The organism is Sediminimonas qiaohouensis DSM 21189 (assembly GCF_000423645.1).
GTDB lineage: Bacteria > Pseudomonadota > Alphaproteobacteria > Rhodobacterales > Rhodobacteraceae > Sediminimonas > Sediminimonas qiaohouensis.
Genome location: NZ_AUIJ01000033.1, coordinates 1 through 14,031 on the forward strand (window position 1 = coordinate 1; position 14,031 = coordinate 14,031).

The 14,031-nt window shown below is 59.1% G+C and carries 12 protein-coding genes and 1 pseudogene; 9 read left to right on the forward strand and 4 right to left on the reverse strand.

Features of this window, described 5'->3' with window-relative positions:
* The coding region (locus G568_RS0116045) for an IS5/IS1182 family transposase (protein WP_026758616.1) at positions 1-258 on the reverse strand (258 nt) is incomplete at its 3' end.
* Between the two features lie 65 nt (positions 259-323).
* Here G568_RS0116045 and hsdR point away from each other — a divergent pair.
* The 5 genes and pseudogenes from hsdR to G568_RS20605 form a co-directional block, all read left to right on the forward strand.
* Positions 324-2,558, forward strand: a pseudogene (hsdR, locus tag G568_RS19125) (EcoAI/FtnUII family type I restriction enzme subunit R); the annotation flags it as partial.
* Between the two features lie 11 nt (positions 2,559-2,569).
* Complete coding sequence (locus G568_RS0116055; RefSeq protein ID WP_245582969.1) at positions 2,570-4,009, forward strand: type I restriction-modification system subunit M; 1,440 nt, start codon at positions 2,570-2,572, stop codon at positions 4,007-4,009.
* A complete protein-coding gene (locus G568_RS0116060; protein WP_026758971.1) occupies positions 4,006-5,718 on the forward strand; it encodes a restriction endonuclease subunit S in 1,713 nt (570 codons plus the stop codon). Before G568_RS0116055 ends, G568_RS0116060 begins: the two co-directional genes overlap by 4 nt.
* 178 nt (positions 5,719-5,896) lie before the next feature.
* Positions 5,897-6,133, forward strand: coding sequence for a PDDEXK family nuclease (locus G568_RS20600; protein ID WP_211222267.1), 237 nt, complete (start codon positions 5,897-5,899; stop codon positions 6,131-6,133).
* A 54-nt stretch (positions 6,134-6,187) separates the two neighbouring features.
* A complete protein-coding gene (locus G568_RS20605) occupies positions 6,188-6,826 on the forward strand; it encodes a hypothetical protein (protein ID WP_211222268.1) in 639 nt (212 codons plus the stop codon).
* 488 nt (positions 6,827-7,314) lie between these two features.
* On the opposite strand, the gene G568_RS0116070 is transcribed toward G568_RS20605, so the two are convergent.
* The 3 genes from G568_RS0116070 to G568_RS19135 form a co-directional block, all read right to left on the reverse strand.
* On the reverse strand, positions 7,315-7,533 hold the full coding sequence (locus G568_RS0116070) for a hypothetical protein (protein WP_026758972.1): 219 nt from the start codon (positions 7,531-7,533) through the stop codon (positions 7,315-7,317).
* On the reverse strand, positions 7,530-7,928 hold the full coding sequence (gene tnpA, locus G568_RS0116075; RefSeq protein WP_026758973.1) for an IS66-like element accessory protein TnpA: 399 nt from the start codon (positions 7,926-7,928) through the stop codon (positions 7,530-7,532). Before tnpA ends, G568_RS0116070 begins: the two co-directional genes overlap by 4 nt.
* A gap of 174 nt (positions 7,929-8,102) precedes the next feature.
* Positions 8,103-9,071, reverse strand: a complete 969-nt coding sequence (locus G568_RS19135; protein WP_211222269.1) for an IclR family transcriptional regulator — start codon at positions 9,069-9,071, stop codon at positions 8,103-8,105.
* Between the two features lie 86 nt (positions 9,072-9,157).
* Here G568_RS19135 and G568_RS0116085 point away from each other — a divergent pair, with 86 nt between their 5' ends.
* From G568_RS0116085 to G568_RS0116100, 4 genes are read left to right on the forward strand one after another with little or no spacing between them, the layout of a single operon-like run.
* Positions 9,158-10,378: a CaiB/BaiF CoA transferase family protein gene (locus tag G568_RS0116085; protein WP_026758974.1), complete on the forward strand. Its 1,221-nt coding sequence runs from the start codon at positions 9,158-9,160 to the stop codon at positions 10,376-10,378.
* Positions 10,379-10,390: 12 nt separating this feature from the next.
* Positions 10,391-11,557 carry an acyl-CoA dehydrogenase family protein gene (locus G568_RS0116090; RefSeq protein WP_026758975.1) on the forward strand — a complete coding sequence of 389 codons (1,167 nt, stop codon included), beginning with the start codon at positions 10,391-10,393 and terminating at the stop codon, positions 11,555-11,557.
* A 31-nt stretch (positions 11,558-11,588) separates the two neighbouring features.
* Positions 11,589-12,863 (forward strand): acetyl-CoA hydrolase/transferase family protein, encoded by a 1,275-nt coding sequence (locus G568_RS19140; protein WP_037374329.1) that lies wholly within the window; start codon positions 11,589-11,591, stop codon positions 12,861-12,863.
* Positions 12,856-14,028, forward strand: a complete 1,173-nt coding sequence (locus G568_RS0116100) for a CaiB/BaiF CoA transferase family protein (RefSeq protein ID WP_026758976.1) — start codon at positions 12,856-12,858, stop codon at positions 14,026-14,028. The genes G568_RS19140 and G568_RS0116100 overlap by 8 nt, the downstream gene beginning before the upstream one ends.
* Positions 14,029-14,031: the final 3 nt, after the last annotated feature.

Consider the following 14,031-nt stretch of genomic DNA (forward strand, 5'->3'; position numbering starts at 1 on the left):
CAGGTCGACCAAATGCAGCAGGCTCTCGACGAAGCCTGTGGTCTGGCGTAGCGCCATGCCGAACAACACTTTCATCGTCAAGCATGTCTGGATAGCGGTGTCGCTGTAGGTCTGCTGCCGACCGCGCTTACCGGTCGGCGCAGCCTCCCAGATCATCTCCGGGTCAAACCAGACTGTCAGCGAGCCACGGCGCTTGAGCGCTTCGTTATAGGCCGGCCAGTTCCTGGTCTTGTAGGTTGGGGGTGTGGGTCTGCTCATGTCGCCCAGCTACCACACTGGATTCGCGACATGAATCCCTCACGCGCTTTGTGCAACAGAGCCCCAAGGACAATGCACACTCTGTCGGCGACGGCATGCAACAGGCCCTCTCCTACGCAAGCATGCTCAAGATCCCATTCGCCTTTTCGACAAACGGTGATCGCTTTCTGTTCCATGACAAAACAGGTCAATCAGTAGCAGTGGAAACAGAAATAGAACTGGACCAATTTCCATCGCCTGATGAATTACTCAAGAAATACGAGACCTGGAAAGGTCTGTCTAAAGAACAGGCGCGGGTGGCTTTTCAAGGCTACCACGACACGGGCAAGACCCCTCGATACTACCAAACCAATGCGGTCAACGCAGCCGTTGAGTCTATCGCCAAAGGTAAAGACCGGCTCTTGCTGGTCATGGCGACTGGCACAGGAAAAACTTTCACCGCGTTTCAGATCATTTGGCGTCTTTGGAAATCTGGCGCGAAGAAAAGGGTCCTTTTTCTGGCTGACCGGAACGTGCTGGTCGACCAGACAATGGTCAATGACTTCCGCCCCTTTATTGGCTCTATGGCCAAGCTTTCGACTCACTCGAAAACGATTGAAAAACCTGATGGCTCCACCGAAGAGTTGGCACTCGCGGTCGACAAGAAACGCCGTATCAATACAGCCTATGAGATTTATCTTGGTCTCTACCAGGCCCTGACCGGCCCCACAGAGAGCCAGAAGATCTACAAAGAGCTTTCACCGGATTTTTTTGATTTGATCGTCGTAGACGAATGCCACCGCGGCAGCGCCGCAAACGATTCCGCCTGGCGGGAGATCCTCGAGCACTTCTCCGGTGCTACTCAGATCGGCATGACCGCAACGCCGAAAGAGACCGAGTATGTCTCGAACATCAACTATTTCGGTGAACCGATCTATAGCTACTCCCTGAAAGAAGGAATTCGCGACGGCTTTCTTGCGCCCTACAAGGTCATCAAGTCCCATATTGATCGAGATGTGGAAGGGTACCGGCCAGAGAAAGGTCAACTCGACCGTGAAGGAAACGAGGTCGACGATCGCATCTACAACACGAAAGATTTCGACCGAACGCTGGTGATCGATGATCGTACCAAGCTGGTTGCCAAGCGCGTGGCCCAATTTCTCAGGGAAAGCGGCGACCGCATGCAGAAAACCATCGTCTTCTGCGTGGACCAGGAGCATGCTGCCCGGATGCGACAGGCCCTGATCAACGAAAATCAGGATCTTGTCGCCAAGGACACGCGCTACGTGATGCGCATCACCGGCAACGACAAGGAAGGCCTGACCCAGCTCGCCAACTTCATAGATCCTGAGGCTGACTATCCCGTCATCGTGACCACATCTCGCCTTCTGAGCACGGGCGTGGATGCACAGACCTGTCGTCTCATAGTGCTGGATCGGGAAATCGGCTCCATGACGGAGTTCAAACAAATCGTTGGACGCGGCACACGTGTTCACGCAGATACCGGAAAATATTACTTCACATTGATGGATTTCAGGGGCGCAACCAATCACTTTGCCGACCCTGATTTTGATGGTGAACCAGTACAGATTTACGAGCCTCGGCCTGAAGATCCTATGGTGCCGCCGGATGAGCCCGCCGATCTTCCATCAGAAGGGCTGGATGCCGAAGAGACCATACTTGTCGATCCCATCGATCCATCTGACCCTGATCAACCGACGGGAGATGATGTTCCTGGGGGAGATTCAGGGCCGCAAAAGAAGATCTACGTCGACGGAATCGGTGCCTCAATCATCAAGGAGCGGATCGAATACCTTGATGCCGAAGGCAATCTGGTCACGGAGAGCCTGAAGGACTTCACTCGCCGACATCTGACCCGGCGCTTCTCCTCGCTGAATGATTTTCTGCGCCGCTGGGACGCAGAAGACCGCAAGCAGGCCATTCTCGACGAGCTTACCGAGGAAGGTCTTGACATCAATTTGATCGGAAAAGAACTGGGCCGGGATCTCGATCCTTTCGATTTGATCTGTCACATCGCCTTTGATGCCAAGCCACTCACGCGGCATGAGCGCGCCGAGAAGGTCAAGAAACGTGATGTCTTCAACCGCCATGGTGAGCAGGCGCGAGCCGTCCTTGAAGCCTTGCTCGAAAAGTATGCCGACGATGGCGTGCTGACGCTCGATGACACGAACATCCTGCAAATCAATCCGTTCTCGCATATGGGGACGCCGGTTGAACTGATGCGCGCGTTCGGCAAGAAGAAGGATTATGTTCAGGCGGTCCACGATCTGCAGAACGCCCTCTATGAAGAAAGCGCCTAAACCCCATGTCCATGAGAACCCTCGTCAAATCCATCCAGGATGTCATGCGCAAGGATGTTGGCGTCGACGGTGACGCGCAGCGCATCTCACAGCTTGTCTGGATGTTCTTCCTCAAGATCATCGATGACCAGGACGAGGCGCTGGAATTCACGCGAGACGACTACACCTCCCCCATCCCCGAGCGCCTTCAATGGCGCAACTGGGCCGCAGACCCGGAGGGCATCACCGGCGATGCCCTGCTTGATTTCGTCAACGCCGATCTCTTCCCGACGCTGAAGGACCTTCCGGCAACCAGCCCACGAGCCCGCGTCGTCCGTTCCGTCTTCGAGGACGCCTACAACTACATGAAATCCGGACAGCTCATGCGGCAGGTGATCAACAAGATCGCAGAGGTCGATTTCAACAGCCTGTCCGAGCGTCAGCATTTCGGCGACATCTACGAACAGCTCCTGAACGACCTTCAGAACGCGGGCAACGCCGGCGAATATTACACGCCCCGCGCCGTCACCGCTTTCATGGTGCAGCAGATCGACCCGAAGCCTGGCGAAATCCTGATGGACCCGGCCTGCGGCACCGGCGGCTTTCTGACCTGCGCGATGCGGCATATGCGTGAGCACTACGTGAAGCGCCCCGAGGACGAAGCGACCATGCAGGGTTCGCTCCTTGCGGTCGAGAAAAAGCCTCTCCCGCACATGCTCTGCACGACGAACATGCTTCTCCACAATGTCGAGAAGCCGTCCTGGGTCAAGCATGACAACACCCTTGCCCGTCCTCTCATCAGCTGGACCAAGGATGAGCGCGTCGACATCATCCTCACCAACCCGCCCTTCGGCGGCAAGGAAGAGGACGGGATCGAAAATAACTTCCCGGCCTTCAAGACACGCGAAACCGCCGACCTCTTCCTCGCCCTGATCATCCGCTTGCTCAAGAAAAACGGCCGCGCCGCCGTGGTGCTGCCCGATGGCTCGCTTTTTGGCGAAGGCATTAAGACCCGCCTCAAGGAACACCTGCTGACCGAATGCAATCTGCACACCATCGTGCGGCTGCCGAACTCGGTCTTCAAACCCTATGCGTCCATCGGCACCAATCTGTTGTTTTTCGAAAAGGGCCAGCCCACGCAGGACATCTGGTATTGGGAACACCGCGTGCCTGAGAAGCAGAAGGCCTATTCCATGACCAAGCCCATCCGGCTGGAGCATCTGGACGACTGCGCCGCATGGTGGGGCGGGCCGAACCGCGAAGGGCGCGAGGAAAGCGACCGCGCCTGGAAGGTGTCGATCGACGAGATCCGCGAGCGCGGCTTCAACCTCGACATCAAGAACCCGCATGTGGAGGAAGAGGACTGGGGCGACCCCGAGACGCTGCTGAACGACCTGACAAAGGCCGAAGCCTCGGTTGAAAGCCTACGCGCCGAGCTGAAATCCATCCTGACCGAGGCGCTGGCCCGATGAACGCGGAACGGTTGCTGGAGGTTTACGAGCAGATCAGCGACGCGCCCGACGCCATCGCACGGCTGCGGCGCTTCGTGCTCGATCTGGCGGTGCGCGGGAAGCTGGTAGAACAGAACGTGGGGGACGAACCCGCGTCAGAGCTACTAACACGGATCGCCGTGGAGAAGGCGCGGCTGGTGAAGGCGGGAAAAATAAGGAAGCGGAAGCCGTTCGCGGCAGTTGACCAGCACCCTTTTCAGATTCCCCAAAATTGGCAATGGGTGCGACTTGGTGAGCTCGGAACCACCCAAACTGGCTCAACTCCACCAAAGAGTCGGCAAGACTACTATGGCTCAGACGTTCCATTTATCCGGCCGGGCGATCTCTACCCCAATCATGTCGATTACTCTGAGCAGGGTTTGTCGCGCGCAGGTGCGGAAGCTTCGGGTAGGTTGGTGCGGGAGGACTCGCTTTTAATGGTCTGTATCGGAACCGTTGGAAAATGCCAAATCGTCGATCGCTTGGTGTCCTTCAATCAACAGATTAACACGCTATCGGCGTTTTCAGACATTGCGCCCCGCTACATACTTTCTGCTTTTCAATCCGATTATTTTCAACAGGCAGCTTGGGCCGCATCCGCTCGAACAACCATTGCGATCTTGAACAAGGGAAACTGGGAGAAATTACCTGTCCCGCTTCCTCCACTCGCCGAGCAGCACCGGATCGTCGCCAAGGTCGATGAGCTCATGGCGCTCTGTGATCGGCTGGAGGAGGCCCGCAAGACCCGCGAGGAGGTGCGCGACAAGCTTACTGCCGCCAGCCTCGCCCGCCTGATCGCCCCCGACACCACGCCCGAGGATTTCCCCACCCACGCCAACTTCGCCGTTGAGGCCCTCCCGGCCCTCACCGCCCGCCCCGACCAGATCAAGACCCTCCGCCAAACCATCCTCAACCTCGCCGTCCGTGGGAAGCTGGTGGAACAGGATCCGGCGGATGAGCCGGCGTCGGAGTTGTTGGAGCAGATTGCTTTGGATAAGGCGTCGCGCGTTGAAGCGGGAACTATGCGTTCCCAGAAAGCACTGGAGCCGCTGGCGCCGTCGGAGCGTGAATTTGAGGTGCCCATTAGCTGGGAATGGGCGCGGTTGGGCGAAGTTGTTAAACTATGGAACGGAATGGCCTTTAAGAGCGCTGACTTTGGGAAGAATGGCGTTCCTGTTGTCCGGATCGGCGATCTTCAAGATGGTGTGGTCAGTCTTGCCAATGCAGTTCGTATTCACAGCAATGTAGCAAGCAACGTATCTGAAGAAGTTTGGATTCCTGATGGCGCACTCCTTCTTGCGATGTCCGGAGCCACAACAGGAAAAATTGCCTTCAATAGGACCGGCCAGAGACTTCTTCTAAACCAGCGAGTAGGCCGCATCGAGCCATTTCGGGTCAACATCCAATTCATTCGCTTATTTTTTGAGACGATCGTAGCGCGAAATCTAAGTATTTCGGCCGGCAGCGCGATCCCAAATCTAAGTACGAAGCAGATCAACGAAACAGCGATCCCCCTCCCACCCCTCGCCGAACAACACCGCATCGTGGCCAAGGTCAACGCCCTCATGGCCCTGTGTGACCGGCTGGAGGCCGCCCTGACCACCACCGACACCACCCGCACCCGCCTTCTCGAAGCCCTCCTCCACGAGGCGCTGGAGCCTTCAAACCCTAAGGACGAAATCGCCGCATGATCACGCCTTGGGGCGGTCTGGCCTCGGCGCCGGCCAAATCCTGACGAACGGACACCACAATGCCTATTCAACACGCCGTCTGGACCGTTTCCCAAGAGCCCACAGAGATACAGCAGGGCACCTTGCCGTCCGAGCAAATGCGATTGTCCGTCAGCCGCGCATTCTGTCATCGGAATGGATGTTGATCGGGCGTCAGGTCGATACCGGTTTCGGTGGCCGGATCGATCTTTTGGCCCTCGCGCCTGACGGGTCCCTCGTCCTTGTGGAGTTAAAACGCGACCGCACCCCAAGAGAAGTGGTCGCCCAGGCACTCGATTACGCGGCATGGGTCGAAGGCCTGGCCGCCGATGACATCGTGGACATCTACAGCCGCTTCCGACCGGGGCAGAACCTGACCAACGATTTCCGCGATTAGTTCGGGCAGCACCTGGATGAGGACACGATCAACGATAGCCATCAGGTCGTCATCGTGGCCGCTGAACTCGACGCAAGTAGCGAGCGGATCGTCAACTATCTGAATGACCGTGGTCTTGCGATCAACATCTTGTTTTTCCAGGTCTTCGACCACGAAGATACCCAGTTGCTCAGCCGCGCCTGGCTCATTGATCCGGGCGAGGTCCAGGTTCAAGCTGCAAGCACCGGTCGGCGTGGAGAGAAAGAGCCGTGGAACGGCGAATACTATGTCAGTTTCAGTGCCGATGAGACCCGGAATTGGGACGAGGCCGTGCGCTACGGCTTTGTCTCAGGCGGCGGGGCATGGTACAGCAATTCCCTTAGGATGTTGAATGAGGGCGACCACATTTGGGCAAAAATCCCGGGAAAAGGATTTGTCGGAGTGGGCAGGGTTACCGAAAGCCGTGTCGCGGCCAAAGACTTTCAGATCGACGGGAGCCCCGCACTGGAAGTTCTCAAAGCTGGTTATCACCGAGAATATGCCGATGACCCGGAGAAATCCGAATACTTCGTTCCGGTCGAGTGGGAACACACTGTCCGAGAAGATCAGGCAATACAAGAAGTTGGCATGTTTGGGAACCAGAATACCGTCTGTAAGCCAGTCACGCCATCATGGCGAACAACTGTCGAACGCCTGAAATCTGTATTGAAATAGATGGCGATTGGCCTCAAGTCGCCGATATGCAGCAGAAGTCGCGAGGTCCAAAAGACAACTGTCGTGGGAGCATGGGCGATCGATCTGGAGGAACACGAAACGTGGGAAACAGGGCGGGAAGTGTGCATTCGCTGTGAAAGGCATGAGGCTTGACAGCGATCATGAGAACAGGTTGCTGAAAAAGTCGGATGCTGACTGCGGTGCCGCTAGACAGGGTTGAATTTTGCGCTCTCTCGTCGAGCTGAGTAAAATCGTTTGGGTCGGGCATTGATCAGCTCGACGAAAGCGGGCATCTGGAATCGTTTTTCAGCAGCCTCTTAATGAACGCCCCATAGAGTCCTCAATCCCGTCGCCTTGATAGGAAAATCTCTGGACTTCAAAAACTCCGCCTCAAAGAGCAAAATGCCTGTCAACCGGTGTGGCGAAAACGCAACATTTCTGCAGGGTTTAAGTAGACGGTTTGCTCGCCCAAATGCCAAGGGAGGCCATCAAGTGATTCTGTGCGCTGTACAGGCATGGCTAAACAACAACACTTCGACCGCTTCGACGAGGCTCTCGCCTCTCTCAACGCCCTGCCGCTCCCGCGCCGGTGGCGTCCAAAGGTGCGCATGGGCATCGCCGAGATCGCCACGATGCTCGAAGGCCAGGGCTATATCCGTCACGCCCGCCGCCAGCCAGACTTTCGTGTTGCTCGGCACCGGGATCATGCCGTCAGCCCCCGCACCAGACCCACTACCGCCGACAGCGCCGTCGGACCTTCCACCAGAATGCGACGTCCGTCCGACAGGGTGATGTCCACGCGGCGCGCACAAACCGCAGGGCCAGGATCATCCGCCGCGTCATGCGCGAGCGCAGTCTCGATCGGCGCTGCCTTGATCTCCACCGGAAGGAAAACACCCTCAAAGGCCGCGTCCTCCGGTGACGGCGCCTCTATTGGCGAAAACCGCGGGTCCTTCAGCCATTTGAAGATCAGGTTCGCATTCATCGAATACCGCCGCGCAACCTGCGCAACCGAAACCCCCGGAACCCGCGCCTGCTCACAAATCGTGCGCTTCTCGTCGTCAGACCAGAATCGCTTCCTCGAGCCCTTCTGCCCCGCCATCACCAACCTCAGAGTGTCCACTATCGATGGTGGACACTATCACCCACTCCATCAGCCAGGCAGGGCAGTCAGACCGGACGGATACAAGCAATCAGCGGGATTGACAGCCCGGCAAGGCGTCCACTTGTTTGCGTTGCAGGTACATTCTGCCGAACGCTTCGCGCAGGAAGCGCGTCAATCCAGAAGGCGGTGGAGGTTCGGCACATTCTTGTGGAAATAGTCGTCGCCAAGCTGTCGTGCGACAGCCCGATGAATCTCGATGGCGGTCTCTTCCATGCGGCCCTCAATTCGAAAGAGCGGCCCGGCTACGGTAATGGCAAAGATGCGCCCCCCAAGCACAAGAGGCACAGAGATGCCGCCGAGGTCGCGGCTGAAAGCCGAGGCGCTTCGGAATGAACCGCGTTTCAGCGACTCGGCGATGCTCTGCTCGACTTCTTTGACGCTCATCGGGGTGCCGGGGCCAAAGCGCTCGAACACTGCCTTCCGCAAGATTGCAGCGGTCTGAGCCGCGCTCATCTGGCTCATGATCGCTTGACCGGAGGCGGTGCCGTGGATCGGCACTCTTTTCCCCGGTTCGGCGGTGTAGCGCACAGCCTGCTCAGACTGGATCACTGACAGCATGATGGCATGTTGGCCGCTTGGGGCGGCGACCCAGATCGTCTCGCCGGTGGTTTCGGCAAGGTCTCGCAGCAGGGCGAGCGCCGCTTTCGGCAAAGGCTCTGCACTGGCGACCTCTTGTGCGAGCGCCAGCCAGCGACCTGTAGGATAGAAGCCGCCTCGCGCCTTCGGTTCATAAAGAAAGCCGCGCTCTACCAGCGTCTGGATCAGGTTGAACGTGCTGGACCTCGGCCAACCGAAATGCCCAGACACTTCAGCGAGGCTCGCGGGTTTTTGTTCACGTGCAAAATACTCCAGCAGCTCCAGGACGTTAGCAGCCTGTTTCACCAGCATAAATACCACCCTCTCGCGTTCAGCTATACGCGCAAAATACTCCTGCAGAGCCAGTATGTTAGCAGCCTGTTTCACCAGTATAAATACCACCTTTTCACGTTCTGCTCCATATAATTGAACCGAACTTAGAGAAAAGTGGGTTTTCTTTAACTTGACGGTTGACTTCCAGTGGATTTCGCTGAGTATGTTCATGAACAGAGACGCAAAGTCTTTATATATGGACAAAGTTGGACGCCGCCGTTTTGGCGGAAGGTGGCGCCCACACAGAAGGAGGCGTCATGGGTCCCTTATCCGGCTTGCGCATCATCGATATGTCTTCAGTACTGATGGGGCCCTACGCGACCCAGATGCTGGGCGATTTCGGTGCCGACGTGATCAAGGTGGAGGCGCCAGAGGGTGATCTCGTCCGCCAAATCGGACCAGGACGCCACGACGGCATGGGGCCTCTATTTCTCAACGCAAACAGATCCAAACGATCAATCACCCTGGATCTAAAGCGGCCGGAATGCCGGGATGCCCTGTTGCGGCTCTGCGAAGATGCTGACATTTTGGTCTATAACGTGCGGCCGAATGCAATGGCACGGCTCGGCCTGTCCTACGAAGATGTTTCGAAGGCCAACCCGCAGATCATCTATGCTGGCATGTTCGGATATTCGCAAAATGGCCCGTATGCTGACCGGCCAGCCTATGACGACCTGATTCAGGGTGCCTCGACCATTCCTTATCTGTTCTCGCTCGTCAACGAGGGCGAGCCGCGCTATGTGCCCACGGCCGTTGCGGACCGTGTTGTCGGACTGGTGGCCGTCAGCGCCATCCTCGCCTCGGTCGTGGAGCGCAACAGCAGCGGGCAGGGGCAGCGCCTGGACGTCCCGATGTTTGAAACGATGGTGTCGTTCGTGCTGGGCGATCACATGGGCGGGCTGACCTTTGATCCGCCGCTGGATAGTGGCGGCTATGCACGGCAGCTATCGGTGGACCGTCGCCCATACCAAACAAAAGACGGGCATATCTGTGCGCTGATCTACAATGACGGGCACTGGCGCCGATTCTTTTCTGCCATCGGCCGCCCTGAAGTTCCGCAGACAGACCCTCGCTATCGGGACTTCACCTCGCGCATGGCGCATATCAACGAGGTGTATAGCGAACTTGCGCAAATTTTCCTGACCCGCACGACGGCCGAGTGGATGGAGCTTCTGGGGAAGGCCGATGTCCCGGCAATGCCGATGTATGATTTCCAAGGAGTGCTAACGGACCCCCATCTGGTAGCCACCGGATTTTTTCAGATGGTCGAGCACCCCAGCGAAGGCTCCATCCGCCAGATGGACGTTCCGGCGCAGTGGTCGCGCACGCCAGCGGAGCCGGACAGACTGGCCCCACGTCAGGGCGAACATGCCGCAGAAATTCTCCGCGAGGCCGGGTTCTCGGAGACGGAGATTGCCGCACTGAGCGCAGCTGAGCAGCCCGAAGTGGGCAAGCCGTCGACTGCCGAAAAGCTTTAAGAGGGATACAGAATGGAATTCGAGCTTACTCACGAACAAGAAGCTATCTGCGAGGCTGTCGCTGCGGTTTGCGCGAGGTTCGATGATAATTATTGGCTGACTCGTGACCGCGAGGGCGACTTTCCGCATGATTTCTATGATGCGCTGGCGCGGGAAGGCTGGCTCGGCGTCTGCACGCCTGAGGCGCATGGCGGGTCCGAGCTTGGCATCACCGAAGCAGCGCTGATAATGCGCACTATTGCCGAATCCGGTGCGGGTATGACCGGAGCTTCGGCCGTCCATATCAACATCTTCGGACTGAACCCGGTCGCCGTGTTCGGCACCGAAGAGCAAAAGGCTCGTATGTTACGACCGATGGCAGAGGGGCGCGAGAAGGCCTGCTTCGCCGTCACCGAACCCAGCACCGGGCTCAATACGACACAGCTGAAACTGCGCGCCATCAAAACCGGCGACCGCTATGTCGTCAACGGCCAGAAGGTGTGGATCTCGACCGCCCAGGAAGCCGACCGCATCCTGTTGCTGGCGCGGACAACGCCGATCGACGAGGTCGACAAACCAGCGCAGGGCCTGAGCCTCTTCTACACGCATTTCGACCGCGAGCGGATTCGGGTGCAAGAGATCGAAAAAATGGGCCGCAAGGCCGTAGATTCTAACGAGCTATTCTTCGATGATTTCGAGATCCCGGAGGCCGATCTTATCGGTGAGGAGGGGCGCGGCTTCGAATACATCCTGCACGGGATGAACCCGGAGCGAGTGCTGATCGCCGCCGAAGCCGTAGGGCTTGGTATGCTCGCCGTCAAACGCGCCGCAGAATATGCCAAAGAGCGCATCGTCTTCAACCGCCCGATCGGCCAGAACCAAGCGATCCAGCACCCGCTTGCCAAATGCTGGGCAGAGCTGGAGGCCGCCTGGATGATGGTGATGGCCGCCGCCTGGCGCTATGATCGTGGCCTCTCCTGTGGGGGGGCGGCCAACGCAGCCAAATACCTGGCCGGCGAGGCCGGTTTCACGGCATGCGAGACGGCCGTGATGACGCATGGCGGCTTTGGCTATGCAAAGGAATACCACGTCGAGCGCTATCTGCGCGAAATCTTCATCCCGCGCATTGCTCCGATCAGCCCGCAGCTTTGCCTGTCCTATCTGGCCGAACGGGTTCTTGGATTGCCGAAGTCCTACTGATCGTGTGACGGCCTTTGGGAGGGGGCTTACAATGTTGAAACTGCCGAAACCGGCCACCGCCACGTCCGTTTACCTTGCCCACTGGCTGCGGGACGGGGATCGGATTCTTGTCGGCCAGGGGTCGGGTGAGCCGGCGGTGCTCATGCGCCTTCTGGGCGAGGCTGCCAAGGAGCGTACCCGGCTGACGGCGATCATCGGCGCATCGCTTGGCACGCTTGGCGGGACTGAGAACGGGCTGATGTTTGCAAGCTATGGCGTTCTTGGAACGGCGTCGCAGTTGCCCGAGGCGTCCTTGACAGTCCTGCCGCTGCACTATTCGCAGTTCATCGCGCGGATCGTTGATGGGCGCCTGTCTTGCGATGTAGTGTTCGTGCAGCTTTCGGCACCGGACGAACAGGGTCGAAGTTTCCTTGGCATGGGCGACCTTCATCTGATCGACGCCGCCCGCCGAGCCCGTTTGGTTTGCGCCGAAATCAACCCTCACGTGCCCCACACGCCGGGCACGCTGTGGCCTTGCGACGTGCCGGTGCATATGACGGTCATGGCAGAGGGCGCGCCGCTCGCGCCCGCCGGGGGCGATCCAACGGCCGAAGACCGCGCCATCGCTGCGCATGTCGCCGACCTTGTGCCCAACCGGGCGGTCCTTCAACTTGGCATAGGACGCTTGCCAGACACTATAGCGCGTGCCCTTAAAGACCACCGTGATCTGGGCCTGCATTCCGGCACCCTCAGTGACGGTGTCGCCGCGCTAATCAAGGTGGGTGCGCTGACAAATGCAGGCAAAGAGATCGACGCCGACCAGTCGGTCGCAGGTGTCATATTTGGCGGCGCAGAGACTCTGGATCATGTTTGGATGGACCCCGCAATCAAGGCCCGGCCCACCGCATATACCCATGCCGCAGCCAACATCACTCGGCTCTCGCGCTTCTGTGCCATCAATTCGGCCATCGAGGTTGATCTAACTGGACAGATCAATGCCGAGTCCGCGGGTGGCCGCCGCGTAGGCGGTGCGGGTGGGCAGGTCGATTTTACCCGTGGTGCGCAGGGCTCGCCGGGAGGACGCGCCATCGTCGCTATGCCATCGACCGCGCGGAATGGCGAACTCTCACGCGTCGTGGCGCGCGCGTCAAACGTTACGATTGCGCGCACGGATGCCGACACGATCGTCACCGAATGGGGCGTGGCCCAGCTTGCAGGCTGCTCCCTTGATGAGCGGGCCCGACGCATGATTGACGTCGCCGCACCGGAGTTCCGCGAAGGCCTGTCGCGCTATTGGCACGATCAGGGGAGGGCGCGTCATGGCTGAGGCCGGGCCTCTTCAGGGCATTCGTGTTGTCGAGATGGTCGGGATCGGACCGGCGCCCTTTGCCGCAATGATCCTCGCAGACCTTGGGGCAGAGATCATCCGCATTGATCGGCCGACACCGTCGGGCAACGGGATCGTGCGTACCGCGCGGTTCGACCTTGTCGCGCGGGGGCGCCGGTCGGTGATACTCGACCTGAAGCGCCCCGAGGCTGTTGCCTGCGCGCTGGACTTAGTGGCAGGGGCCGATGCGCTGATCGAAGGCTTCCGCCCCGGCGTGATGGAGCGGCTTGGCCTTGGCCCCGATGCCTGCCGCGCACGGAACCCGCGCCTTGTCTATGGGCGCCTGACCGGCTGGGGCCAAACTGGACCACTTGCGCAAAGCCCGGGGCACGATCTCAACTATCTCGGACTTACCGGCATTCTCGACATGATCGGCCGCGAAAACGAGGCGCCTGTTCCTCCGCTGAACCTTGTTGCCGACTATGCCGGCGGCAGCCTGATGCTGGTGGCGGGCCTTCTCGCGGCGCTGGTGCATGTTCAGCGCGGCGGCGAAGGCCAGGTGGTGGACGCTGCGATGGTGGACGGCGTCGCACTGCTGGGCACGGCCATGACAGGGCTGCGCGCGGCGGGCCTGCACAACGGCCCCCGCGGCACCAACATCCTTGACGGCGGTGCGCCCTATTACGACGCCTATATCTGCGCCGATGGAAACTACCTTTCGGTGGCGCCCATCGAGGCGAAGTTTCGCACGGTGTTTCTGGAGACTCTCGGCTTCGAGCCAGCGGAGTTTCCTGATCTTGATGACCGCAGCGCGTGGCCCGAGGCGCGGCGCCTGATCGGGATCCGCATCGCTGAGCGAAGCCGTGATGACTGGTGCGCCCTGTTTGATGGCAGCGATGCCTGCGTCGCCCCGGTGCTGACGCCGCTGGAGGCCCCGGACCACCCGCATAACGCGGCACGCGCCACCCACATTTCGATCGGTGGCATCGTGCAGCCCGCACCTGCCCCGCGCTTTGACAAGACGCCGTCGTCCTTGCCCGCAGCGCCTGAAGTGCGGCCTGGTGCCGATGGCGCTGCTGCCCTGAAGGACTGGGGTATCGACCCCACGCGTATCGCGCGATTGATCAAAACCGGCGCCGTCGGCGCGCCACAACAGCAGGAGTAGCAA

What these genes read in the sequence shown, in the direction of transcription:
- G568_RS0116055 (WP_245582969.1), top strand. Translation starts at nt 2,570, where the DNA reads ATGAGAACCCTCGTCAAATCCATCCAGGATGTCATGCGCAAGGATGTT.
- G568_RS0116060 (WP_026758971.1), top strand. Translation starts at nt 4,006, where the DNA reads ATGAACGCGGAACGGTTGCTGGAGGTTTACGAGCAGATCAGCGACGCG.
- G568_RS20600 (WP_211222267.1), top strand. Translation starts at nt 5,897, where the DNA reads ATGTTGATCGGGCGTCAGGTCGATACCGGTTTCGGTGGCCGGATCGAT.
- G568_RS0116070 (WP_026758972.1), bottom strand. Translation starts at nt 7,533, where the DNA reads ATGATCCCGGTGCCGAGCAACACGAAAGTCTGGCTGGCGGCGGGCGTG.
- tnpA (WP_026758973.1), bottom strand. Translation starts at nt 7,928, where the DNA reads ATGGCGGGGCAGAAGGGCTCGAGGAAGCGATTCTGGTCTGACGACGAG.
- G568_RS19135 (WP_211222269.1), bottom strand. Translation starts at nt 9,071, where the DNA reads ATGAACATACTCAGCGAAATCCACTGGAAGTCAACCGTCAAGTTAAAG.
- G568_RS0116085 (WP_026758974.1), top strand. Translation starts at nt 9,158, where the DNA reads ATGGGTCCCTTATCCGGCTTGCGCATCATCGATATGTCTTCAGTACTG.
- G568_RS0116090 (WP_026758975.1), top strand. Translation starts at nt 10,391, where the DNA reads ATGGAATTCGAGCTTACTCACGAACAAGAAGCTATCTGCGAGGCTGTC.
- G568_RS19140 (WP_037374329.1), top strand. Translation starts at nt 11,589, where the DNA reads ATGTTGAAACTGCCGAAACCGGCCACCGCCACGTCCGTTTACCTTGCC.
- G568_RS0116100 (WP_026758976.1), top strand. Translation starts at nt 12,856, where the DNA reads ATGGCTGAGGCCGGGCCTCTTCAGGGCATTCGTGTTGTCGAGATGGTC.